This window comes from Skermanella rosea (assembly GCF_016806835.2).
GTDB lineage: Bacteria > Pseudomonadota > Alphaproteobacteria > Azospirillales > Azospirillaceae > Skermanella > Skermanella rosea.
Genome location: NZ_CP086111.1, coordinates 5,592,411 through 5,613,658, shown reverse-complemented (window position 1 = coordinate 5,613,658; position 21,248 = coordinate 5,592,411). Strand labels below are relative to the sequence as shown.

Here is a 21,248-nt window from a genome sequence, read left to right as displayed (position 1 = left end):
GCGGAGAACGAACGCGACAATCCCGAACAACGAAGGACCGCTGATGCCCCATGAGACCACCCTCATCACGACCATCGTCATGGGCCTGGTCCTCGCCTTCGCCGGCGGCTTCATCGCAAGCAAACTGAAACTGCCTCCGCTTGTCGGCTATCTGCTGGCCGGCGTCGCCGTCGGCCCCTTCACCCCGGGCTTCGTGGCGGATGAGAAGCTGGCGGGCCAGCTTGCCGAGATCGGCGTGATTTTGCTCATGTTCGGCGTCGGCCTGCATTTCTCGATCAAGGACCTGCTGGCGGTGCGCCGGATCGCCATTCCCGGCGCGATGGGGCAGATCGCGGTCGCTACGGCGCTCGGGGTCGGTATCGCTCACCTGTGGGGCTGGTCGTTCGGCGCCGGCCTTGTATTCGGCCTGGCGCTCTCGGTCGCCAGCACGGTCGTGCTCCTGCGTGCTCTCGAAGAGCGCAATACCCTCGACTCGGTCAACGGCCGCATCGCCGTCGGCTGGCTGATCGTCGAGGACCTTGCCATGGTGCTGACCCTGGTTCTCCTTCCGGCCTTTGCCGGTATCCTGGGCGACGGCCCCCGCAGCCCGGCCGGGCATGTCAGCGGCGGCGACCTTGCCCTGACGCTTGGCCTGACCCTCGGCAAGGTGGCCCTGTTCCTGGCGCTCGTCCTGATCGTCGGCAGGCGCGTCGTTCCCTGGGTGTTCGAGCAGGTCGCCCGGATCGGTTCCCGGGAACTGTTCACGCTCTCCGTGCTCGCAACAGCACTAGGCATCGCCTTCGGCTCGGCCGAGCTGTTCGGGGTGTCGTTCGCCCTCGGGGCGTTCTTCGCCGGCGTGATCCTCAGCGAGTCCGATTTCAGCCACCAGGCGGCGGCGGACTCGCTGCCGCTGCAGGACGCCTTCGCCGTCCTGTTCTTCGTCTCGGTCGGCATGCTGTTCGACCCCTCGATCCTGGTGAACGAGCCGTTCGCCGTCCTGGCCGTCGTGCTTGTGATCGTCCTCGGCAAGTCGCTCGCCGCGTTCGGCATCGTCCTGGCATTCGGCTATCCCGTGGCGACCGCCCTGACGGTGTCGGCCAGCCTGGCGCAGATCGGCGAGTTCTCGTTCATCCTCGCCGGGCTGGGCGTGGTGCTCGGTCTGCTGCCGGCCGAAGGGCGCGATCTGATCCTGGCCGGCGCGTTGCTGTCGATCACGCTCAACCCCCTGGTCTTCGCGGTGCTTGATCGTCTCGGCGCCTGGCTGAGGCGTCACCCGCACCTCACCGCCCGGCTGGAGCATCAGGGCTGCGAGGCATTGTCGGTCCTCCCTGACGACGATGACGGCGGCCCCACGGATCACGCCGTCATCGTCGGTTACGGGCGCGTCGGCAGCGTCATCGGAGCGGGCCTGAAGGCGGAAGGCTTGCCTATCGTGGTGATCGACCAGGACCGACGCCGGGTCGAGGATCTGCGGGCCCGCGGCGTGCCGGCGATCTACGGCGATGCATCGACGCCTGGCGTGCTGGAGGAAGCGTGTATCGCTCGAGCCCGGCTGCTCCTGATCGCCACGCCCGAGGGATACCAGACGCGCCGGATCATCGAGCTGGCCCGCCAGATCAACACGAAGATAGACACCGCGGTGCGGACCCACAGCGAGAGCGAGGTCGCGTATCTCGAGCAGCAGGGGATCGGGGTGGCGATCATGGGCGAGCGCGAGCTGGCGTTCGGCCTGATGGAATACGCGCTGCGCAGCCTTGGTGTGTCCCAGTACAGGACCCAGGTAACCGTCCAGAAGTTCAGGACTGCCGGAGACGGCGGGGCGTTCGAGCGCCATGGCGATCTTGAGCCAAGACGCAGCGCGCCCGAGCTGCGTCAGCACCGGGAGGCCGAACAGGTCATTGAAGGCTGAGCACAGGATTCTCCCGATGCTGATGATGAGCGGGTGTTTCTGGGTGTAATTTCCAGCCCTCATCAGAATGAGAGGACCCCCAATGCTCCCTGTCAGTAAAACCGCTCCGCGTGCGCAGGGATTTCTGCGCCGTGTCTTCGCGGTCAATATGGTCTGGGGAGTGATCCTCTATCTCTTGATCGGCGAGAACCGGGAAGCGAACCTCTGGATCAACGTGGCCTCGTTCGCGGCCATGATGCTGCTCGCCCACGCCGGGGGGCGGCTTCGGGATTGTGGAACAGGACCATGGCTCGTCGAGGGGACTGCGTGGCATTTCGGTGCTGTCCAGGTGGCAAACCTGCTGGTCATCGCGCTCGGGGCGCCGCACCTTCCAGATGAGTCAGCCCTGCCGTGATCATGGTCCTGCGAGGGCTAGGATGCTCGCCTTTCCTCCGCAGCCCCTGGTTCACCCTCCGGAGGCTCTTCAGATCTTCGAAGCACGGGCAGCGTCAGGTGCCCCCCATATACGCAAACGGAAGCGGCTGCCTGACGCATGAATTCTCAAAATAGTATATCCAAGCTTGGAAAAGTGCGATCATGTCCACCGAACGATTGACGGAGTTGTCGATGATGGGAGTCGCGCACCAGGGGGGGTCGATGAAGATGCGAGTAACGACGTATGCGGGCTTTTGTCCTTTCGGCTCTCGTGCTACTCAATACCGATGTCGCTGTGGCGCAGCAGACCATCCGAGGCTGCGAAATAAAGCCTCGCACGGGTTGCGCGGGGGGCGACCTCTCCGGACAGAATCTGTTGAATGCGGACTTGGCCGGTGCCGATCTGTCAAATGTAAACTTGTCCGGAGCCGATCTCCGTGGGGCGGATCTATACCGGGCGGACCTGTCAGGTGCCGATCTTTCGAATGCGAACCTGTCCAATGCGATACTAAATCGCTCTGATTTGTCTGGCGCGAACCTTTCCGGCGCCGATCTTACCGCAGCCCAGATCCGCGCCGCCGATATGAGCCGAGCAAACCTCACCGGCGCCGACCTCAAGCGCGTCGAGTTGACCTACACCAATTTGACAGGGGTTACTTGGGTGGACGGACGCACCTGCGCGGAAGGATCAAGTGGTGACTGCAAGTGACGCGGTGAGATGATCAGGCGGTAGTGAAGCGCAAATCCATTTCTGTGTTTCGCCCATGACAGTGTTGGTGCGTCTCGGAAACGGTTTGATCCGGCTGTTGCCTACAAGGGCTACCGCCCGGATCGACCTCAGGGGGAGACGGCCGCGATCATGGGTGTCAGCGCATAGATCCCGAATATCCCCATCCCCAGCAGCGTGAGCATGACCCGGAACAGCATCCGCCAGCCGGATCCGGCGCGCTGAAGGCCGAGGAAGTGCGTGAGGATCTGGTCGGCCTTGAAGTTGGCGGCCATCAGCACGAGACCGATCCCGAGCAAACCGATGCTGCCCTCTCCGCCAGGTCTTCCGGCCAGGAGGGAAACGGCTGTGAGGCCCATCAGAATGGCCCAGGTACGTGCCAGGACAGTCATGGCTCACCTCAGCAGATATACCAGGGGGTAGAGCAGCACCCAGATCAGGTCAACCATGTGCCAGAAGGCGGCACCGGTTTCCATGTTCTCCGGACTGTCACGCCAGGTGACTATGCCCAGGATAATCAGGCCCATGACCACGTGCAGCGCGTGAAAGCCGGTCATCAGGTAGTAGAGCTGAAAGAACATGTCGGTTTCGGGTGTGAACCCCTGGCCGATCTTGTCGGCGTATTCCACGACCTTGATCGCGAGGAACACCCCGCCGAATGCCATGGCGCCCAGCATGGCCGCCCGGTGGCTACGGTTCGGTACGATTGGGCTCGACGCCCTGCGCTGGACGGCGACAGCGACGAGCCAGCCGCTGGTCACGAGGACCATGGTGTTCAACCCGCCGAGAAGACCGTCCAGATGGGCCTGCGAGGCATTGAAACTCACCGGGTCAAGAGCACGCGCCACCGCGAACCCGACGAACAGGGCGCCGAACACCGCCAACTCACCCAGGATCAGGATCCACATCATGGGATTGCCGGGCAGACTGGACAGCGGCCCCCAGTCGGCGGCTTCGGCCTGCCCGCCCTGGTCGGGGGAAGCGAATTCGCTGGAGGAAGGGAGGCGCTCTCGCGGCCAGGTGTTCGGATCCTCCTCAGGCGACATCGAGCACGCGCCCGTGGGAGTCCATCGTCAGAACGAATTGCTGCGCCCGATAGCGAAACGTCACCCTGCTTCTGCCTATGTCCTCCTCCGTTCCTCGCTCGTACATTTGATAGAGAACGCCCTTTCTCAGTTCCTCCATGAAGAATCCAGGTGCCAGGCCCAGGAGCGGTGCGACAGCCTCGGCATCGAAGACGAGATCCCCGGCCGTATCATGCCCGGCTACCTTCCTGCCGATGATCTCTGTCAGACCTGTTTGCAATTTCGTCATGCATTGGCCCTCAATAGATATGGTTAAACATGGGTACGGCCCTGCATCCGCCATCCTACTTGATAAATGTAAAATGCTGAGCGAGGCACGACCGGAAGACGACACTACGCTCGAATTTATCTGGCCTATTTGATCGCGGTCAAATCTCTGGCGCAGATATCTGCTATCAATCTGCCCGGAAGCTCGCTTAACCAACCTTTCATCGAAGGACAGGAGCCTGGAAATGTCGAGGGTGCTCGAGGGAAAAGTTGCCGTCATTACCGGTGCCAGCACCGGGATCGGTCGGGCGGTTTCCGAGCGCTACCTGGCCGCAGGCGCGCGCATAGTCGTTTTCGCTCGCGACCGGGAAGGGCTGGAGGCGATCCGTGCCACCGATCCGGATGCTGTTCTCGTCGTTGCCGGCGACGTCACAAAGACAGCCGACTTGCAGAGGTTAGTGGACGATACCGTATTACACTACGGCAACGTCGATATAGTCGTGCCGAACGCCGGCATGGCCAAGGTGGTGTCCTTCGCGGACAGCACCGAGGAGGCGATCCACGAGCAATTCAGCGTCAACTTCGTGGGCGCCGTGCAGACCGCCCGGCTGTTCCTGCCGCACATCAATCAGGGCGGTTCGATCCTGTTCAACACCAGCTTCCTGACCCAGGTCGGCTTTCCCGGGCTTGCCATCTACAGCGCCAGCAAGGCGGCTCTGAAATCGGTTACCCAGACGCTGGCGGCCGAACTGGCGCCGCAGGGTATCCGCGTCAACGCGATCGCGCCCGGGCCGATCGCCACCCCTCTGTGGGGCAAGGTTGGACTTCAGCCGGACACGCTGCAGGCCGTTGCGGAACAGATCAACGCCAGGCTGATGCCCGGCCAGTTCGGCAAGCCCGAGGATATCGCCGAGATGGCCGTTTTCCTCGCTTCCGACGGCGCCCGCAACATCTACGGCCAGGAGATCGTAATCGACGGCGGCTATACGGTCGGCTAATCGGCAGTAGCGGCCGAATCTAGCGGCTTCGCAGCCCTGGAGCCGGTCGTCTCAAACGTCCAGCCTGATCCTCGTCCAGGTTAACATTACGTTAACCAACCTGACGTTAACCAGCCTCTGAAACTTTCAGCTCTCCCGCCTAGGGCCCTCTGGGAGCCTTGGGAGGCACTCCGTCCTGCCTGAAGAAAGTAACGCCCATGGGTACTCGTATCCGTCAAAAATTGCACAGCTATCCGGCGCAGAACGGCGAGGGGCAGTCCGGCCGCGGGCCTGTTGCCTACCGTGCCGCCTGGTGCATCGGCGCCTTCTTCGGGATGAGCCTCAAAGGCACGGGCACCTCCGCATTCTCGAAGGGAGGCCGGTGACATGCCGGACGGATCGCCGACGCTGAAGGTCGAGGCCAAGCCCCAGCTCTATGCCAGCCGGATCAAGGTCTTCCCCAAGTCGGTTTCCGGTTTCTACCGGCGGCTCAAGTGGCAGATGGTGTGGCTTCTCCTGGCCATCTACTACGTGGCGCCGTGGCTTCGATGGGATCGCGGCCCCGGGGCGCCGGACCAGGCCATCCTGGTCGATGCTGGGCAGGGTCGGCTGTATTTCTTCATGATCGAGATCTGGCCGCAGGAAGTTTATTACCTGACCGGATTGCTGATCATGGCCGCCATCGGCCTGTTCCTGGCAACCTCGCTGGCAGGGCGTGTCTGGTGCGGGTATGCCTGCCCGCAAACCGTTTGGACCGACCTCTTCATCTGGGTCGAGCGCCTGATCGAGGGTGACCGGGCCGAACGGATCCGCATCGACAAGGCGCCCTGGACTTTTGGTAAGTTGGCCCGCCGGACCGCCAAGCACATCGCCTGGGTTCTGATCAGCCTCGTGACCGGCGGCGCCTGGGTCATGTACTTCACGGATGCGCCGACGCTCCTCTCCGACGCGCTCAGGCTCGATGTTTCGGCCACGGTGCTGACCTTCGTCGGCCTGTTCACCGCGACGACTTATCTGCTGGCCGGCTGGGCGCGCGAGCAAGTCTGCGCCTATATGTGTCCCTGGCCGCGCATCCAGTCGGCCATGCTCGACGAGCACAGCCTTGTGGTGACCTACCAGGCTTGGCGCGGCGACCGGCGCGGGGCCAAGCGCAAGTCAGAGAGCTGGGACGATAGGACTGTCAAGGGTCTCGGCGACTGCATCGACTGTTCGCAGTGCGTCCAGGTCTGTCCCATGGGAATTGACATCCGGGATGGCTGGAACGGCGACTGCATCAATTGCGGCCTGTGCGTGGACGCTTGCGCGCCGATCATGGACACGGTTGGCCGTCCGCGCGGGCTGATCTCCTACGACACGCTCGCCAACTCGGCGGCGCGCGCCGAGGGTCGGCCCACGCACTGGACCGCCATCCGCCCGCGGACGATCGTCTACGCGCTGATCCTGCTGGTGGTGGGGGCGATCATGACGGGCACGCTGCTCCTCCGGCCCCGGCTCGATGTCTCGGTCGAGCGCGACCGCGCACCGCTTTACGTCGAGCTTTCCGACGGTGCGATCCGCAACGGCTACACGGTCAAGATCAGCAACATGACCCGCCACGCTCATAGCTACGCCTTGAGCGTCACGGGTATCCCGGAGGCTGTTGTGCACGTGGTCGGGCGGGACGAACAGGAGGGACCGGTTGAACTCGAGGTCCGTTCCGACTCCATCGCCACATTCCGCGTCACCATCAAGGCTCCGCGTGACGCACTTAAAGCCGCTTCCACCGACATAGCCTTCAATCTGGCAGAGCAAACCCCCGGCGAGAAGGCGGTCTACGACAGCGTCTTCCTGGCACCTGAACCGATGCAATGAGCCGCGGCGAGATCGGCAGATGCGCATCCTTCAAGGGTGTCCAAGACCGTATCGCGTCGGCTCCAGCATCACCCTGAACAAGAACCGAAGCGGCGGGCCATAAAGAACCAATGCTGGCCCTCCGCCCTCCTGGAGGAATGTAAGCAATGATTGGCTCATCGATTCTCAAAGACGCGGAACTGTTCCAAGGCCTGGAGCCGGACGCACTGGATACGATCTTCAACGCCGGACAGATTCGGCAGATAAAAAAGAGAACACGCATCTTCAACCAGGGAGCGCCCGCCAGAAATTGCCATCTTCTGATCGAGGGCCGGACAAAGATCGTTCAATCCGGGCCCGATGGCGAACAGGTGCTGATCCATCTCGTAGGGCCGGGCGAGATGTACGGCATCGCGGCAGTGTTCCTGAGCACAGGATATCCAGCCGATGCCTTCGCGATCACCGACTGCACGGACCTGCAATGGTCGGCCAGGACGATCAAGGAGCTGATGTTGGCGCATCCGCGTATCGGCCTCAACGCTCTCGGTATCGTCGCTGCCCGCTACCAGGATGCCCAGCACCGCCTGCGGGAAATAGCTCATCAGTCGGTCGAGCGCCGCATCGCGCACGCAGTGTTGCGGCTTGTGCAGTATGCCGGGCGCCGCGTGGGTCACCATATCGAAATCGAGATCCCACTGCTGCGCCAGGACATGGCTGAATTGGCAGGAACGTCGATGTTCACGGTCAGCCGGGTCCTGAACGACTGGGAGGCCCGGGGCATCGTTGATGCTAACCGCCGCCGGATCATCGTCCGGCAGTTGCCTGCGCTCGTCGCGATTGCGGAGAAGACCGGGGAGCTAAAGTCGCGCCCGAGACTACCTATCGATTATCCTGACTCCCGGCTTCAGTGACTGGTTCCATCCGACAGATTGATCTTGTTGTAGACGTTGTATTTTCCGGAAGGCTTGACCATGGGCAGGCGCTTGACTTCCTCAAACGTCGAGGCGTCGTAAACGATCACGGCGCCATCATTCTCCCACAGGCTGACCAGGACGAAGCGGCCGTCGCGGGTGAACTCGGCATGGGCGAAAGTCTTTCCAGGCTCGGGCTTGAGTGTCGCCACTACTTCCAGCGTGCCCTTGTCGATCACATGCATGACATCTTTGTTCGGGCCGAAGAACACGTCGGCCCAGGCATAGGGGGTGTTCTCGTGGCTGCGCAGGAAGAACCCCGGACCCGCCGTCTCTATCCGCTTGATGACGCTCCAGTCCTTCATGTCGATGATGCTGAGAGATCCTTCCTTCAGGTTCGGCGTCGCCATGACGGGGCGATCCTGCCAAGTCCAGGTAATGCCGGAGCCGAGGTGGGGCAATCCCGGAATGTCGATCATCGCGATTGGCCGGCCGACATCGAGGTGAACGACCACCGCCTTGCCGGCATCGCGTCCCGATCCCAGCAGGTGGCGGTAGTCCGGGTCGAAGAAGAAGTCGTCGAGCGGCTGGTCAAGGGCGATGCGGCGGGCGCCGAACTTGCCGGGCTCGGCCACTCCCTCGACCATGCCGGTCTCGTAGCTGTGGACGAAGCCGCGGTAGATCGGCTTGGCATCATCCCGGTAAGCGACTTCCCAGAGCTCCGGGATGTCCTTGAGGGCGACGATGAAGCTGCCGCGGGGACGGGCATCGTAGACGGCGCTGACCCGTGAGGTTGCCTTGCCTGCACGGTCCTTGGTCGGGATCACCTTCAATGGTTTCAGGTCGGCGGCATCCAGGATGACCAGGCTGTGCGGCAGGTAGTTGGCCGCGGCGACGTAGCGTCCGTCGCTGGACAGCGCGATGTTGCGCAGATTGATGCCGACGCGCACTTCGGCGACGGTCGCCAGGTTGTAGAGGTCGTACTTGGTGATCCAGCCGTCCCGAGATCCGAAGAACACGTAGCGGCCGTTCGCCGAAAACTTCGGGCCGCCATGCAGGGCGAAGCGGCTGGGGAAGCGGTGGATCGGCTCGAACCGGTCGCCGTCGAGGATGGTGACATGGTGGTCGCCGCTCTCGACGACGACGAACAGGTTCAACGGGTCCGCCGAGAATACTGGCTTGTTTGGCAAAGCCGCCCTGGCGGCATCGAAAGCGCGAGACGCCTCGATGTCGGCCAGGGTCCAATCGGGCAGGGATGGAAGCGGCGTATAGACCAGTTCCGCCAGCGCGGTGATCTGTTCCGCGCTCAGCCGGTCGGCAAAGCCTGGCATCTGGGTGGCGGCCCGGCCCTGGGCTATGACATCCTCCGCCGCTTTCTTGCCGAGTCGGCCGAGATTTTCCGGCAGGAGGGCAGGTCCCTGGCCGCCCAGCCGCCCAGCGCCGTGACACGAGGAGCAGTGCTCCTGATAGAGGACGGCCGCATGATTGTCGGCCTGCCGCTCCCGTACGACGGGAGCAGGGGTCTGTTCGGCGGCGAGGAGTGGTTCGCCGGTTCCGACCAGAAGCGCCGCGATGGCGCACAGACTAATTCGCCGCGACTTCATGGGACTTCCTGCTCCGGTAGGGTGTCAGCTGCACGCGGGGCTGGCTATCCGTAACCCCGATTTCCTCATCGGTCAGATAGCATCCGGGATCCTCGGCCCAGGCATTGCCGGTGAGCTGAAGCGCCCTGACCCGTGTGTTGCCGCCGCAAATGTCGAAATGAAGGCAGGAAGCGCAACGCCCCTCGATCGTGCGCGGAATTGCTTTTAGCCCCGCCATGATTGGGTCGGACAAGTCCGGCCAGATCTCCGAGAACGGCCGGTCGCGGACATTGCCGAGAGTGTAGTGCCACCAAAAGGTGTCGGGATGGACGTTGCCGAGATTGTCGATGTTGGCAACGTTGACACCAGACGAGTTCCCGCCCCACTGCACGAGTTTGGCACGCAGGTGATCCAGCCGCTCGGAGAAGCGCTCGGCCGCCCACATCATTAAATAAACGCCGTCGGCATCGTTATTGCCAGTGACGAACTCCTTCCCGTCACCGCTTTCGACGCTGCGCCAGGCCCTCTCGAACAGCAGGTCCATGGCCGCCCGGGTCATCCCGAAATGGGCGTCATCCGCGCGATGCTTGTTGCCGCGGCCGGCGTAGTTCAGGTGCGACAGGTAGAATTTGTCGGCACCCTCCCGGTCCATGAGATCCAGCACGGCGGGCAGTTCATGGAAGTTGTCCTGGGTCAGGGTGAAGCGCAGGCCGACCTTGATGCCGTTCTCGAGGCACAGGCGGATGCCGCGCAGCGAGGCGTCGAACGCACCGTCGCGCCGGCGGAACCGGTCGTGCGTCGGCCCGATCCCGTCGAGGCTGATGCCGACATAGTTGTAGCCGACCTCGGCTATGGACGCGATGTTGGTCTCGTCGATCGGCGTGCCGTTGGTGGAGAGGCCGACATAGAAGCCCATGGACTTGGCGCGGCGCGAGACCTCGAAGATGTCGGGGCGCAGCAGGGGTTCGCCGCCGGACAGGATCAGTACCGGTACCCGGAAGCGCTTGAGGTCGTCCATGACCTTGAAGACCTCGGCCGTGCTCAGTTCGCCCGGAAAATCGACGTCCGTCGAGATCGAGTAGCAGTGCTTGCAGCGCAGGTTGCAGCGTCGGATCAGGTTCCAGATCACAACCGGGCCGGGCGGGTTCCGCTTCGGGCGAACCGGCGTCGGGTCCAGGATTTCGTGCATGCACTGGGTGATTCGCAGCAAGGGGAGATCTCCTATCCGACGATCCGCAATCCGGTCTTCTTGAGGATGCGCGTGCTGTAGAGAATGGAATGGCCGCGGTCGGCAGGGCCGATCAGTTCGGCAATCACCGCCACCTTGTCCTCGACTTCGGCCCGTGTGCGGCCATGGACCATGGCAAAGAGGTTGAAGGGCCACATTGGCAGGTGGCGGGGTCGGTGGTAGGCGTGGCTGACGAAATCCAGGGCGCCGACCCGGCGGCCGATCGCGCTGACCGCCTCATCCGGAACATCCCAGACTGACATGCCGTTGGCGCGGTAGCCCAGGGCATAGTGGTTCGGCACGACGCCGATCCGGCGGATGATCCCGGCACTCAGCATCTGGTTCAGCCGGCGCATCACGTCCTCGGCTGGAATGCCGAGTTCGCCTGCTAGGTGATGATAAGGCCGTTCGACAAGCGGCAGTCCGGCCTGAGTCGCTTGGATCAGACGCCGGTCCTGGGCATCGATGGGCGGATCCTCGCTCATGCCTCGAACCTCAGGCCGACGAAGAACTCCTCCAGCTTGCGCATGTCGTGGACCACGAGTCCGGTTTCGGAAGATATTTCGGCGAGCACGCGGTCGATGTCGTCGGGCCGCTCCGTGGCCAGGACAAACCACATGTTGAGTTCGTGATCGCGCTCGTAATTGTGCGCCACTTCCGCATGGGCGTTGACCAGAGCCGTAACCTCATCGAAGCGTTCGGGCGGCGCTGCCAACGCCGCCAGCGTCAGGCCACCGCCCAGCCGTTCGGCGTGGTACATCGGTCCGAACCGGGACAACACGCCCGTTTCCAGCAAGTCCTCGATGCGGCTGATCAGATCCCGCTCCCCGATGCGCAGGGTTTGGGCCGCATCGAGGAACGGGCGCTCGGAAACCGGAAAGCCACCCTGCAGATTGTTGATGATGCGGCGATCGAGATCGTCCATCAGGCAGCCTCCGGGGTCCGAGACAAGGTGGCGCCTCGCTGCTTGAAGCGTCGGCGACTGAACAACATCGCGTGCTGGATGCCGGCAAGGCCGGGCAGGGCGCGAATGGTGGCCACCTGCTCCTCAACGGTGTCCCGATCACGCCCGTGGATCATGCAGAACAGATTGTAGGGCCAGTCCGGCAGGCGGCGCGGGCGCCGGTAGCAGAGGGTGACGAAGGGCAGGGTAGCCATCCTGGCACCGACCTCATCGACCAAGTGGTCCGAGATGTTCCAGACCACCATGGCATTGGCCCGGTAACCCAGTTCGTGGTGACGGACGATAAGGCCGCACCGCTTGATCACGCCACAAACCATGAGCCAGCGGAGCTCGCTGAGCAACTCCGCTTCCGTGATGCCGAGTTGGGCTGCCGGCTGGGTGAAAGGACGAGGCACCAGGGACAGTCCATCCTGTAGGGCCGCGAGAATATGACGATCCTGATCCGTCACACGCACTGCCCAACCACCTGCCGGGTCCATCTTCTTTGATTTTCTCTGGTCCCTCGCGCTATCGCGAGACAGCGAAAAACCAAGATCGATGTGGTACGCAGCCTCCAGCGGCAGGTCGAGCACCGCGTACCCGGTTTCCCGCTCGATCTCTCGCAGAGTCTGCTGCAGTGCCTGCGCGTCCGCCGCCGCGACGACGAACCAGAGGTTCAGCCGGTGCTCGCGCTCGTAGTTGTGGTTGACCTCCGGCCGGGCGCTGACCCTGGCCGCCACCGCAGCCAAATCGGCATCTGGAACGGCCATGGCCGCCAGGGTACTGGCGCCCGCCGTGTTGGGCCGGATGACGAGCCCGACGCGACTCAGCACGCCAGTTTCACGCAGCCGACCAAGTGCCTCCAGAACGTCACCCTCGCGGCTCCCTGTCGCGTCGGCCATGACCTGATAGGGATGCTCAACCAGAGGTAGATCGCGCTGGAATGCGTCCAGCAGACGGCGCTCGAGTGGTCGTAGCGGCACGTCGCAAATATTTTCCAGATCCATGGCTTAGTACCCGATGCGGTGGGCGCGGGCGGTCATGAAGATGCCGCTGGGCTTGTCCGCCGGCAGGGAGCCGAGCAGCGTGAAGCTGCGGGTATCGTAGACATCAACCCGATCGGCATCGCGCACCGATACCCAGACCTGCTCGCCGCGCGGAGTGAACTCCAGGTGAAGCACCCCCGGGCCGGGTTTGATGCTGTGCACGACTTCCAGGCTGGCCGCGTCGATCACCTGGACCGTGTCGTTGTGGGGATGAGCGAAGTTGACCCAGATCTGCCGGCCGTCCGGTCGGGACACGGCGAAGACCGGCTGGCCGTGGACCGGGATCCGGCCGATTTCCTGCCAATCCTTGTCCATGTCAACGACCAGGATCTCGTGCCGACCGACGGCGGGGAGGAAGGCATTTTTCCCTGCAATCGCGACACCCTCGAGGTGCGGCATCTTGTAGACGGGCAGGGGCTCCTCGCCGCGACCGTAACCGTCAAGAATGCGCCGCACGCCCTTCTCGGGATGCCATAGATCGAGCAGCGCCAGCCCGTCCTCGCCGAACAGACCCGCCACGTAGTAGCGGCCATCCGGCGTGATCAGGGCGTCATAGGGATTCTGCCCCACATTTGGGTATTTCGTGATTTCCGGGACTGCCGGATCGCTCATGTCCACCAGCCAAATCTCCCCCAGATCGTACAAGCTGAACACGAATCGCTGGTCCGGGGCATCGACCAGGCCGACCACCTTGGATCCGGTCGGAATGTTGGCCAGCGGCTCCAGCGTTCCGGCATCGAATACCCGCACGCCACCCGGCTCGTAATTGGAAACGGCAACCAACCTTCCATCCTGAGAGATCGCACCGCCGATGCTGTTGCCGGCCTGAACCACGCGGTTTTCCAGGTTTCCGGTCAGCAGATCAACCTTGCTGAGGCCGCCGTCACGCCCGAAGACGTAGGCGTACCGCGCATCGCGCGAGAATACGGCCGAGGCATGACTGAGGTCGCCAAGTTCAGGAACGCTCGCGAGTTTCGTACGGAGACTTGAATCGATGACTTGGACACGACCCGCGGCGCGCTCCACGACGATGCCGAGATCGCCGGTTCCGCGCTGATCCGCACCTGCGGCAGAACATGGGGTGACGATGCCTGGAACAGCCAGGAGAAAGGTTCCTACCAGGACGCCTAAATGCTTCATTTCAATCCCTCACGCAGTCGGTCAACCAGCCATCGGGCCTCTTCCGGCTGCAATTCGAAGCGCCACGGCGGCATTGGTTTTCCGGGCACGCCGTCGAGGATGATCCCGACCAATGCCGGTTTGTCTTTGCCCGCTAGGGTGTCGGGTAGCAGGGGCGGGCCCAGGCCGCCCTTCATGGTCAGTCCATGACAGGAGCCGCAGTCATGCCTGAGAAGCGTCATCAGCTCGACTTGACGGGTAGGCGTTGGCTGCTCATCGGCCAACGTCACACTGGACGCCAACAGCGCAGAGGAAACCATCACGAGAAGAGCCGATTTAGGCTGTAAAAATCGGAAATACCGGAATTTACCCACGGCTCACCTTTGGTCGGGGCAGCCGGCGGGCGATGCCGCCCGCCGGAGGAGGTCAGGTTCAGTAGACGTCCTTCTGGGTATTGTAGACGTTGAACTTGCCGGTCGGCGTGACCAGCCTCGGGTCCTTGATGACGTGCTTCAACTTGCGCGTCTTGTCATCGACTATGACGATGGCCGACTGCTGGTCCTTGGCGTTCCAGACCGAGAACCAGACCTCGGTACCGTCCTTGTTGTACTCCGGCTGCACGACGCGACGCATGCCTTCGGTAATGCCGGACCACTCGCCGATCGGCAGGACCTCGTATCCCTTGTCCAGGTTGTCGATGTCGAACACCGCCACGCTTGAGGCGATCTCGGCTTCGGGATTGAGAGGAGTGTCAACCCACAGGTTCTTGGACTTGGGATGGGTCTTGATGAAGAGCGAGCCGCCGCCCTGGCCCTCCAGCTCCTGCACCACTTTCCAGGCCTGGTCGGGGTGCTTTTCCGGGTCGGTGCCGATCAGGCTGATGGCCTCACTGCCGAGATGGCTGGTTGACCACACCGGACCGAACTTGGGATGGACGAAATTGGCGCCGCGGCCGGGATGCGGCGTCGTGCTGGTCTCGACCAGGGACACCAGCTTGTTTTCCTTGGTGTCCACCACGCCGACTTTGTTGCGGGCGTTGGCCGCGACCAGGAAGTAACGGCCGGTGCGGTCGAAGCCACCGTCATGGAGGAAGCGTTCGGCCTCGATGTTGGTGATCTTGAGGTTCGTCAGGTCGTCGTAGTTGACGACCATGATCTTGCCCGTCTCCTTGACGTTGACGATGAAGCTCGGGTTATGGTGGGACGCCACGATTGCGGCGACCCGCGGCTCGGGATGGTAGTCCTGGGTATCGACGATCATGCCCCGGGTCGAGGTGATCTTCATCGGCTCAAGGGTGTCGCCGTTCATGATCACGAACTGGGGCGGCCAGTAGGCGCCGGCGATCGCGTACTTGTCCTCGAAGCCCTTGAATTTGGAGGTTTCGACCGAGCGTGCCTCAAGGCCGATCTTGATCTCGGCAACCGTGTCCGGCTTCTCCATCCAGAGATCGATCAGGTTGATCTTGCCGTCGCGGCCGATCACGAAGAGATAACGGCCTGAAGCCGAAATGCGCGAGATGTGCACGGCGTAGCCGGTCGGCAGGATACTGACGATCTGGTAGGATCCGCCGTCTATCAGGGCAACCTCGCCGGTATCGCGCAGCGTCACCGAGAACAGATTCTCAACATTGATATTGTTCATTTTGCGGGTCGGCCGCTGGTCCGGCGGAACCAGAACCTTCCAGGTCTCCCGCATCTCCTTCATGCCGAACTCGGGCGGCGTCGGGGGATCATTGAGCAGGTACTTCGCCATCAACTCGACGTCCTCCTTGGGGAGATCCCCCGAGGTGCCCCAGTTCGGCATGCCGCCCGGGGAGCCGTAGGTGATGAAGTCGCGCAGGTAATCGAAGCCAAGCTCGCGGGTCAGGTCAGGCGTCAGCGCCTTGCCGGTCGCCCCGCCTCGCAGCACGCCGTGGCACCCGGCGCAGCGCTCGAAGTAAATTTTCTTGGCTTTCTCGAATTCCGCCTGACTGAGCTGCGGCACGCCGGGCTTCGCCCCGGGCTGCTCGGTGGGGATGTCCGACAGGATATTGTGTTCCGGCTGGTACTGGTCACCCGGCTGGGTCCTATGGACATCCTCGGGCTTCGGCTTCTCCGCCGTATTGGATCCCTGCACCGGCTCATCGACAGAATGCTGTCTGTCCTGCTGCTGTTGCGCCATCAGGCCAGTCGGCCCGAGCGCGATTATCGTGGTGACTGCCGCTCCGGCCATAAGCTGCCTGACCATGGTCTGCATCCTCTATCCTCCCGATAAGGTTCGAGCGGTCTGAGTAGAGCACAAATTTTCGAGGGGGAACTTGCTCGGGAGCAAGGTATGTGAGGGAAAAAACGCCCAGAATGCTTTTTGGGAAAAGAAACAGGATCAACCGATTTCTCCGTAAATTCGGAGCGTACTTTCGGCCATTCACAGGCTGCTGCAAATGAGCATAAAAGTCAGCGCCGTTCTGCTCCAAACGCCTGCGAATGCGGGGAGATGCCTGCTGTCCGCAATCCCGCTTCTGCTTCTGTTTCTGGTCCCGTTTCTTCCTGTCTCTGCCGTTCAGGCGGCCGAACCCCGTGTGAGCGAACTGGCGCATGTGTTTGCCGACGCGGACGGTTTCGGCGAAAGGATGCCGCAGATCCCTGTGTATCCGGCTTACCGGAATGGCTCGATAGCGGGTTATGCCTTTTTCAGCGCCGACATCATGGACAGTGCCGGCTACTCGGCCAAACCTATGAATGTCGCGATCGGGATCGACCTGCAGGGGCGGATTGTCGGAGCTCATCTGGTCGAGCATCATGAGCCGATCCTGATCCTCGGAATCACCGACGAGCACCTCCGAGCCTTCGTGGCGCAGTACCGCAATGCGGACATCCGGGAAGCGGTCAAGCTCCGCTCCGTCTCGGGATCGGACAGCGTCTCACGGGTAGTCGATGGCATCAGCGGCGCCACGGTAACGTCCCTGACGCTGAACAGCCTGATCGTCGGAACGAGCCGGATCGTGGCGGACGCGCTCGGACTGCTCGGGGACCGTCGGCCCGGTTCCGCGGCGGCGCTTCGGGATGAGTTCCAATCGGCCAGCTGGGCCGACCTGCGCGCCGACGGCTCGATCGTCGAGCTGAATTTAACTGCCGGCGCGGTTCGAGACGCCTTCCGTCGGCAAGGAGTGGAGAACCTGCCCGGGCTGGACGGTCCGGCGGAAAGCAATTTCATCACGTTATACGCCGGGCTGGCGTCGCCGGCCCGCATCGGTCGCAATCTCCTGGGCGACCGTGCTTACGCGGACCTGATCACCGATCTCGGTGCCGGAAGTTCCCTGATCTTCGTCGGTGCCACCGGCCTCTATTCCTTCAAGGGAACCGAGTACCGGCGGAGTGGCGTGTTCGAGCGGGTGCAGATCGTCCAGGGCAGCAGGACCTTCACGCTGTCTCCAGAGCAGCAGCGCATCATCGAGAAGATGCCCCTGCAAGGTGCGCCGGAGTTCCGCGAAACGGCTCTGTTCGTGATGCCCGAGGGCAGCGGCTTCGATCCCGCAGCCCCCTGGCGCCTTGAGCTGCTGGTGACTCGAACCTCCCCCGATCGTGGAACCGTCTCGGAGGTGTTCAGCCTGCCATATGATCTGCCGGCGCGCTATCTACCGGCTCCGGCGCAGCCGACAGTGGCGCAGGCCGATTTGGTCAGCGTTGATTGGCGCGAGGTCTGGTGGAGCCGCCGTGGCGACATTGGGATCCTGGCCTCCATCCTCGTTACGCTGACCGGGATCCTGGTGTTCCAGGACGCGCTCGCCAAGCGCCCGCTGTCGTGGAAACGCCTGCGCATCGTGATGCTCACGATCACGCTGGTCTGGATCGGCTGGTACGCCCACGCCCAACTGTCGGTGATCAACGTCCTGACCTTCACCAATGCGCTTCGCACGGAGTTCGACTGGACATTCTTCCTGCTAGATCCGCTGCTGTTCATCCTCTGGAGCTTCGTCGCGGTGGCGCTGCTGTTCTGGGCGCGCGGCGTGTTCTGCGGCTGGCTCTGCCCGTTCGGGGCGCTGCAGGAACTGACCAACCGGGCGGCCCGGGCGCTGCGGGTGCCGCAGATCCGGGTTCCCTTCGGGCTGCACGAGCGGCTCTGGCCGATCAAGTACATCCTGTTCATCTCGCTGTTCGCCGTCTCCCTCACGTCGATGGAGCGTGCCGCCGTCTACGCGGAGGTCGAGCCGTTCAAGACGGCGATCACGCTGCGGTTCATGCGCGACTGGGTTTGGGTGGCTTATCCCGTGGCCCTCCTGACCGCCGGCCTGTTCATCGAGCGCTTCTACTGCCGCTATCTCTGCGCTCTCGGTGCCGCCCTGGCGATCCCGGCCCGGCTGCGCATGTTCCGGTGGCTGAAACGCCATCCCCAGTGCGGCCGGGAATGCCGGATCTGCGAGCAACGCTGCCCGGTGGAGGCGATCCACCCGACCGGCGAGATCAATCCCAACGAATGCATCTACTGCCTGAAATGCCAGACCCTCTACTACGACACCCATACTTGCCCGCCCATGATCATCCGCCGAAAGAGGCGCGAGGGCAAGGCAGGCGTCGGGGCGACGCGCGGCGTCGCTTCCGGTGGAGATCCCGCAAAGGCGGCCCAGGATGCTGCGGAGGTGAAGCCATGACCCCGGTTTCGGACACGACCAGAGGGGGCGTGATGCCACGGCGGCGCATTCTTCAGCTCCTCGGCGCCGCAGCCGGCTGCCTGCTTGTTCCCCAGTCTGTCGCCAGCGGTGCAGACACTGGCATTCTGCGCCATGAATGGACAGGCAACGCCCTGGGGGCGGTGGCGAACATCACCCTTTTCCATCCCGATCCTGCAGAGGCCCAGTCGATCATCCGAGCCTGTCTTGCCGAGATCGATCGTCTTGAGAGTGAGTTCAGCCTGTTCCGGCCGGGATCTGCCCTGTGCCGGCTGAACCGTCATGGCGAACTGCTCAGACCCAGCCTGGACATGCGCCGGCTGCTGACCGAAGCGGCGCGATTCGGCGATCTCAGCGACGGACGTTTCGACGTGACGGTCCAGCCGCTCTGGCGATTGCTGGCGACGCACAGGGCGGCGGGGACCGTACCGCCGTGTGAGGATCTTCGGGCAGCATTGGCGCTGGTCGATTATCACCGGATCGAAATCACTTCCCGGCGGATCCGCTTCAATCGGCCCGGCATGGGGGTAACCTTGAACGGCATAGCCCAGGGTTATGTGACCGACCGGGTGGCCGAGCTTCTCCGCGCCAGAGGCATCAAGCATGTCCTGCTGGACCTCGGCGAGATGAGAGCCCTGGGGTCCAAGCCGGACGGCCAGCCATGGCGCATCGGTGTGCGCGATCCCGGCAGACCGGAGCATACGCTGCGGGAATTCGATGCCATCGACCGAGCTGTCGCCACATCCGCTGGAACTGCCGACCTCAACATTCTCGACCCCCGGAAAGGAGAGGGGGGAGCGCTATACTCCAGCGTCACGGTTATGACTGGGAGTGCGACCGCGGCCGATGCCCTGTCAACCGCCCTGTACCTGACGCCGCAGGACGAAGTGGAAGTGCTGGTGGCAAAAGCCGGCCCAGCTACGGCGCTACTGGTTGGTGTTGAGAGTATGCGGGTCGTTAAAAATGGTTAAGTCATTCCCGCGAATGTTGTTCTGCCCTTACGAAGCATGAATGCTTTGGCTGACTGACCCGGCTTCGATGTCCTCGATCATCAGCGCTGTTACTCTTTCATCAGCGCCCACTGCCCCGGTATATCGCACCTGCGCGCCCGGCCGGGATCCTGCCCGGTTCTCCCATGCCTCGATCCAGCCCGGGATGTCGAGCGAGGAATGCAGCCCGTCGGCCGCGAAGAAGCCGGCCAGGACGACAGGCGGTCCATCCGCGGGTAGGTCATTCAGCCAATCCTCAATCTTCGGAGCCTCGTCGATGAAGGCGCACTCGACGGTGAGGAATTCTGATCGGCTGCTGATATAGCTCGAGTGGCGATGAGTGACTTCGGCGGACGCCGAGCTCTTCGGCGAGCCGTGGCCGATCACCATCAATCGCGTACCTGGTGGATCCCAACCAGCCTCACGGCAGGTCTCCAGCGCCCTGAGCCTCAGGACCTCCGCCATGCCGGGATGCATGCCAATCGGTGGCCCGTAGACCAGGAGGCTGCCGTCGCGAGAGGTCTGATTTCCCTGAAGTCCCAGCGTCTTCGGGATGACGGTGCGCGTGTAGTAGCCGTCGCACATGAACAGGGGAATGATATGGATCGTTCGCGCACGTATCGCCTCCAGCTCCTCGCGTGGGCCCTCTCCCGCCATCAGGAAGGCGACGCGCGCCTCCGCAAAACGGCCGCTTTTCATCAGGCGTTCTGCGTGGCCGCAGGCGGAGACGAGAGGACCGGAACTGTGCTCCGATCCGTGGCCAATAATCAGGATACTAGGTTGCTGTTCCATGGCTCCCGCTTTTCCAAGTCGGTGGACATCATCATTTTTCAGGAAATTATGATTTAACGCCCCTACGCCAGAGCGGATTCTCTTTCCATGAGTTTCGCGGCAGGCGAGAGGTTGACCACCTGCCCGATGACGAAGAGCGCCCGCCCGGTCCGGTGCTGCGTGGCCGCAAGCTCGCCGATTGTTGCCAGCGGTGCGATCAGATGGGTCTGGTGGGGCAGGGTGCCGTCGCAGATCATCGCTACGGGAGTGGAGCCAGGCAATCCTGCCCTGATCAGTCGGTCAGCGATTTCCCTGATGTTCGCAAGACCCATGTAGACGGCCAGGGTGGTGTTGGGATCCGCCAGGCCCCGCCAGTCGTGGTCCGATTCGTCGTTCTGACAGTGGCCGGTGATGAACCGGACACCGGTGGCGAGGCCTCGGTGGGTCAGCGGGATCCCGAGCGAACTGGCGCAGGCCGAGGCTGCCGTGATGCCCGGCACGACCTCGCAAATGATCCCGTGCCGCGCCAAATACTCCGCCTCTTCGCCGCCGCGGCCGAAGATGAACGGATCACCGCCCTTGAGACGCACGACACGCCGGCCGGACCGCGCCAAGTCCACCAGCATATCATTGATCCTGTCCTGGGGAAACGGGTGGTGCCCCGGGGTCTTGCCCACGTCGATCAGCGCCGCATGGCTCGGTATGCTGTCGAGAATGGCCCGGGATACCAGCCGGTCATGCACGACCACTTCCGCATCATGGATCAGGCGCCATGCTTTGACGGTAAGCAGGTCTGGATCTCCCGGTCCGGCACCGACCAGATGAATGCGCGGCGCCTCTGCTGCTCCAACTGCCATTCAACATCTCCACCGAACGACATATACC

General features: G+C 63.0%; 23 protein-coding genes. 9 read left to right on the top strand and 14 right to left on the bottom strand.

Translation table 11 applies throughout. From position 1 onward, the window contains the following. Positions 1–43 precede the first annotated feature (43 nt). From ybaL to JL101_RS26210, 3 genes are all read left to right on the top strand, one after another. Positions 44–1,888 (top strand): YbaL family putative K(+) efflux transporter, encoded by a 1,845-nt coding sequence (gene ybaL / locus JL101_RS26220; RefSeq protein WP_203102207.1) that lies wholly within the window; start codon positions 44–46, stop codon positions 1,886–1,888. Positions 1,889–1,970: 82 nt separating this feature from the next. After that, positions 1,971–2,282: a hypothetical protein gene (locus tag JL101_RS26215; RefSeq protein WP_203102209.1), complete on the top strand. Its 312-nt coding sequence runs from the start codon at positions 1,971–1,973 to the stop codon at positions 2,280–2,282. Positions 2,283–2,546: 264 nt separating this feature from the next. Continuing rightward, positions 2,547–3,011: a pentapeptide repeat-containing protein gene (locus tag JL101_RS26210; RefSeq protein WP_203102211.1), complete on the top strand. Its 465-nt coding sequence runs from the start codon at positions 2,547–2,549 to the stop codon at positions 3,009–3,011. 128 nt (positions 3,012–3,139) lie between these two features. Here the strand turns inward: JL101_RS26210 and JL101_RS26205 are convergent, their stop codons facing one another. Genes JL101_RS26205 through JL101_RS26195 form a run of 3 tightly spaced genes read right to left on the bottom strand, consistent with a single transcriptional unit; the run spans position 3,140 to position 4,343 of the window. Beyond that, complete coding sequence (locus JL101_RS26205) at positions 3,140–3,421, bottom strand: cytochrome C oxidase subunit IV family protein (protein WP_203102213.1); 282 nt, start codon at positions 3,419–3,421, stop codon at positions 3,140–3,142. Between the two features lie 3 nt (positions 3,422–3,424). Then, the gene (locus JL101_RS26200; RefSeq protein WP_323374695.1) at positions 3,425–4,075 is read right to left on the bottom strand and encodes a cytochrome c oxidase subunit 3 family protein; all 651 of its coding nucleotides are present in this window, start codon (positions 4,073–4,075) and stop codon (positions 3,425–3,427) included. Then, positions 4,065–4,343: a DUF6522 family protein gene (locus JL101_RS26195; RefSeq protein ID WP_203102214.1), complete on the bottom strand. Its 279-nt coding sequence runs from the start codon at positions 4,341–4,343 to the stop codon at positions 4,065–4,067. The genes JL101_RS26200 and JL101_RS26195 overlap by 11 nt, the downstream gene beginning before the upstream one ends. Positions 4,344–4,566: 223 nt before the next feature. Between JL101_RS26195 and JL101_RS26190 the strand changes: the two genes are divergently transcribed. The 4 genes from JL101_RS26190 to JL101_RS26175 all read left to right on the top strand — a co-directional run bounded on the left by JL101_RS26190 (position 4,567) and on the right by JL101_RS26175 (position 8,039). After that, positions 4,567–5,319, top strand: coding sequence for an SDR family NAD(P)-dependent oxidoreductase (locus JL101_RS26190; protein ID WP_203102216.1), 753 nt, complete (start codon positions 4,567–4,569; stop codon positions 5,317–5,319). Positions 5,320–5,516: 197 nt separating this feature from the next. Then, positions 5,517–5,684: a hypothetical protein gene (locus tag JL101_RS26185; RefSeq protein WP_203102218.1), complete on the top strand. Its 168-nt coding sequence runs from the start codon at positions 5,517–5,519 to the stop codon at positions 5,682–5,684. Position 5,685: 1 nt separating this feature from the next. Then, on the top strand, positions 5,686–7,149 hold the full coding sequence (ccoG, locus tag JL101_RS26180) for a cytochrome c oxidase accessory protein CcoG (protein WP_203102220.1): 1,464 nt from the start codon (positions 5,686–5,688) through the stop codon (positions 7,147–7,149). 146 nt (positions 7,150–7,295) lie between these two features. Continuing rightward, a complete protein-coding gene (locus JL101_RS26175) occupies positions 7,296–8,039 on the top strand; it encodes a Crp/Fnr family transcriptional regulator (protein WP_203102222.1) in 744 nt (247 codons plus the stop codon). Here the strand turns inward: JL101_RS26175 and JL101_RS26170 are convergent. From JL101_RS26170 to JL101_RS26130, 9 genes are read right to left on the bottom strand one after another with little or no spacing between them, the layout of a single operon-like run. Continuing rightward, on the bottom strand, positions 8,033–9,643 hold the full coding sequence (locus tag JL101_RS26170) for a cytochrome D1 domain-containing protein (protein ID WP_203102224.1): 1,611 nt from the start codon (positions 9,641–9,643) through the stop codon (positions 8,033–8,035). The two genes, JL101_RS26175 and JL101_RS26170, sit on opposite strands and share 7 nt — an antisense overlap. Beyond that, positions 9,624–10,832: a heme d1 biosynthesis radical SAM protein NirJ gene (gene nirJ / locus JL101_RS26165; protein ID WP_228435171.1), complete on the bottom strand. Its 1,209-nt coding sequence runs from the start codon at positions 10,830–10,832 to the stop codon at positions 9,624–9,626. The genes JL101_RS26170 and nirJ overlap by 20 nt, the downstream gene beginning before the upstream one ends. A gap of 11 nt (positions 10,833–10,843) precedes the next feature. Beyond that, positions 10,844–11,335 (bottom strand): siroheme decarboxylase subunit beta, encoded by a 492-nt coding sequence (gene ahbB / locus JL101_RS26160; RefSeq protein WP_203102226.1) that lies wholly within the window; start codon positions 11,333–11,335, stop codon positions 10,844–10,846. Then, on the bottom strand, positions 11,332–11,775 hold the full coding sequence (locus JL101_RS26155) for an Lrp/AsnC family transcriptional regulator (RefSeq protein ID WP_203102228.1): 444 nt from the start codon (positions 11,773–11,775) through the stop codon (positions 11,332–11,334). The genes ahbB (JL101_RS26160) and JL101_RS26155 overlap by 4 nt, the downstream gene beginning before the upstream one ends. After that, positions 11,775–12,800: a siroheme decarboxylase subunit beta gene (gene ahbB, locus JL101_RS26150; protein ID WP_228435170.1), complete on the bottom strand. Its 1,026-nt coding sequence runs from the start codon at positions 12,798–12,800 to the stop codon at positions 11,775–11,777. Before ahbB (JL101_RS26150) ends, JL101_RS26155 begins: the two co-directional genes overlap by 1 nt. 3 nt (positions 12,801–12,803) lie before the next feature. Then, positions 12,804–13,979, bottom strand: coding sequence for a cytochrome D1 domain-containing protein (locus tag JL101_RS26145; protein ID WP_203102230.1), 1,176 nt, complete (start codon positions 13,977–13,979; stop codon positions 12,804–12,806). After that, entirely contained in the window at positions 13,976–14,332 is a 357-nt protein-coding gene (locus JL101_RS26140; protein ID WP_228435169.1) for a c-type cytochrome, read from the bottom strand. The genes JL101_RS26145 and JL101_RS26140 overlap by 4 nt, the downstream gene beginning before the upstream one ends. Before the next feature lie 58 nt (positions 14,333–14,390). Beyond that, positions 14,391–16,073, bottom strand: coding sequence for a cytochrome D1 domain-containing protein (locus tag JL101_RS26135; protein WP_456115337.1), 1,683 nt, complete (start codon positions 16,071–16,073; stop codon positions 14,391–14,393). A gap of 4 nt (positions 16,074–16,077) precedes the next feature. Further along, entirely contained in the window at positions 16,078–16,737 is a 660-nt protein-coding gene (locus JL101_RS26130) for a hypothetical protein (RefSeq protein ID WP_203102320.1), read from the bottom strand. Between JL101_RS26130 and JL101_RS26125 the strand changes: the two genes are divergently transcribed. Both JL101_RS26125 and JL101_RS26120 read left to right on the top strand, forming a co-directional pair. After that, positions 16,672–18,585, top strand: a complete 1,914-nt coding sequence (locus JL101_RS26125) for a NosR/NirI family protein (protein ID WP_267133542.1) — start codon at positions 16,672–16,674, stop codon at positions 18,583–18,585. The genes JL101_RS26130 and JL101_RS26125 overlap by 66 nt on opposite strands. Next, the gene (locus JL101_RS26120; protein ID WP_203102234.1) at positions 18,582–19,574 is read left to right on the top strand and encodes an FAD:protein FMN transferase; all 993 of its coding nucleotides are present in this window, start codon (positions 18,582–18,584) and stop codon (positions 19,572–19,574) included. The genes JL101_RS26125 and JL101_RS26120 overlap by 4 nt, the downstream gene beginning before the upstream one ends. Positions 19,575–19,601: 27 nt before the next feature. Here the strand turns inward: JL101_RS26120 and JL101_RS26115 are convergent, their stop codons facing one another. Next, the gene (locus JL101_RS26115; RefSeq protein WP_203102236.1) at positions 19,602–20,384 is read right to left on the bottom strand and encodes a CbiX/SirB N-terminal domain-containing protein; all 783 of its coding nucleotides are present in this window, start codon (positions 20,382–20,384) and stop codon (positions 19,602–19,604) included. 62 nt (positions 20,385–20,446) lie between these two features. Beyond that, positions 20,447–21,220, bottom strand: a complete 774-nt coding sequence (gene cobA / locus JL101_RS26110; protein WP_203102238.1) for a uroporphyrinogen-III C-methyltransferase — start codon at positions 21,218–21,220, stop codon at positions 20,447–20,449. Between the last annotated feature and the right edge of the window lie 28 nt (positions 21,221–21,248).

Excerpts from the sequence above, each read along its gene's own strand:
- JL101_RS26170 (WP_203102224.1), bottom strand. The coding sequence starts at position 9,643 with ATGAAGTCGCGGCGAATTAGTCTGTGCGCCATCGCGGCGCTTCTGGTC.
- JL101_RS26195 (WP_203102214.1), bottom strand. The coding sequence starts at position 4,343 with ATGACGAAATTGCAAACAGGTCTGACAGAGATCATCGGCAGGAAGGTA.
- JL101_RS26145 (WP_203102230.1), bottom strand. The coding sequence starts at position 13,979 with ATGAAGCATTTAGGCGTCCTGGTAGGAACCTTTCTCCTGGCTGTTCCA.
- cobA (WP_203102238.1), bottom strand. The coding sequence starts at position 21,220 with ATGGCAGTTGGAGCAGCAGAGGCGCCGCGCATTCATCTGGTCGGTGCC.
- JL101_RS26120 (WP_203102234.1), top strand. The coding sequence starts at position 18,582 with ATGACCCCGGTTTCGGACACGACCAGAGGGGGCGTGATGCCACGGCGG.
- ahbB (WP_203102226.1), bottom strand. The coding sequence starts at position 11,335 with ATGAGCGAGGATCCGCCCATCGATGCCCAGGACCGGCGTCTGATCCAA.
- JL101_RS26125 (WP_267133542.1), top strand. The coding sequence starts at position 16,672 with ATGAATGTCGCGATCGGGATCGACCTGCAGGGGCGGATTGTCGGAGCT.
- JL101_RS26130 (WP_203102320.1), bottom strand. The coding sequence starts at position 16,737 with ATGATGCTCGACCAGATGAGCTCCGACAATCCGCCCCTGCAGGTCGAT.
- JL101_RS26185 (WP_203102218.1), top strand. The coding sequence starts at position 5,517 with ATGGGTACTCGTATCCGTCAAAAATTGCACAGCTATCCGGCGCAGAAC.
- JL101_RS26175 (WP_203102222.1), top strand. The coding sequence starts at position 7,296 with ATGATTGGCTCATCGATTCTCAAAGACGCGGAACTGTTCCAAGGCCTG.
- JL101_RS26200 (WP_323374695.1), bottom strand. The coding sequence starts at position 4,075 with ATGTCGCCTGAGGAGGATCCGAACACCTGGCCGCGAGAGCGCCTCCCT.
- JL101_RS26155 (WP_203102228.1), bottom strand. The coding sequence starts at position 11,775 with ATGGACGATCTCGATCGCCGCATCATCAACAATCTGCAGGGTGGCTTT.
- JL101_RS26215 (WP_203102209.1), top strand. The coding sequence starts at position 1,971 with ATGCTCCCTGTCAGTAAAACCGCTCCGCGTGCGCAGGGATTTCTGCGC.
- ahbB (WP_228435170.1), bottom strand. The coding sequence starts at position 12,800 with ATGGATCTGGAAAATATTTGCGACGTGCCGCTACGACCACTCGAGCGC.
- JL101_RS26210 (WP_203102211.1), top strand. The coding sequence starts at position 2,547 with ATGCGGGCTTTTGTCCTTTCGGCTCTCGTGCTACTCAATACCGATGTC.
- JL101_RS26115 (WP_203102236.1), bottom strand. The coding sequence starts at position 20,384 with ATGGAACAGCAACCTAGTATCCTGATTATTGGCCACGGATCGGAGCAC.
- ybaL (WP_203102207.1), top strand. The coding sequence starts at position 44 with ATGCCCCATGAGACCACCCTCATCACGACCATCGTCATGGGCCTGGTC.
- JL101_RS26190 (WP_203102216.1), top strand. The coding sequence starts at position 4,567 with ATGTCGAGGGTGCTCGAGGGAAAAGTTGCCGTCATTACCGGTGCCAGC.
- JL101_RS26205 (WP_203102213.1), bottom strand. The coding sequence starts at position 3,421 with ATGACTGTCCTGGCACGTACCTGGGCCATTCTGATGGGCCTCACAGCC.
- ccoG (WP_203102220.1), top strand. The coding sequence starts at position 5,686 with ATGCCGGACGGATCGCCGACGCTGAAGGTCGAGGCCAAGCCCCAGCTC.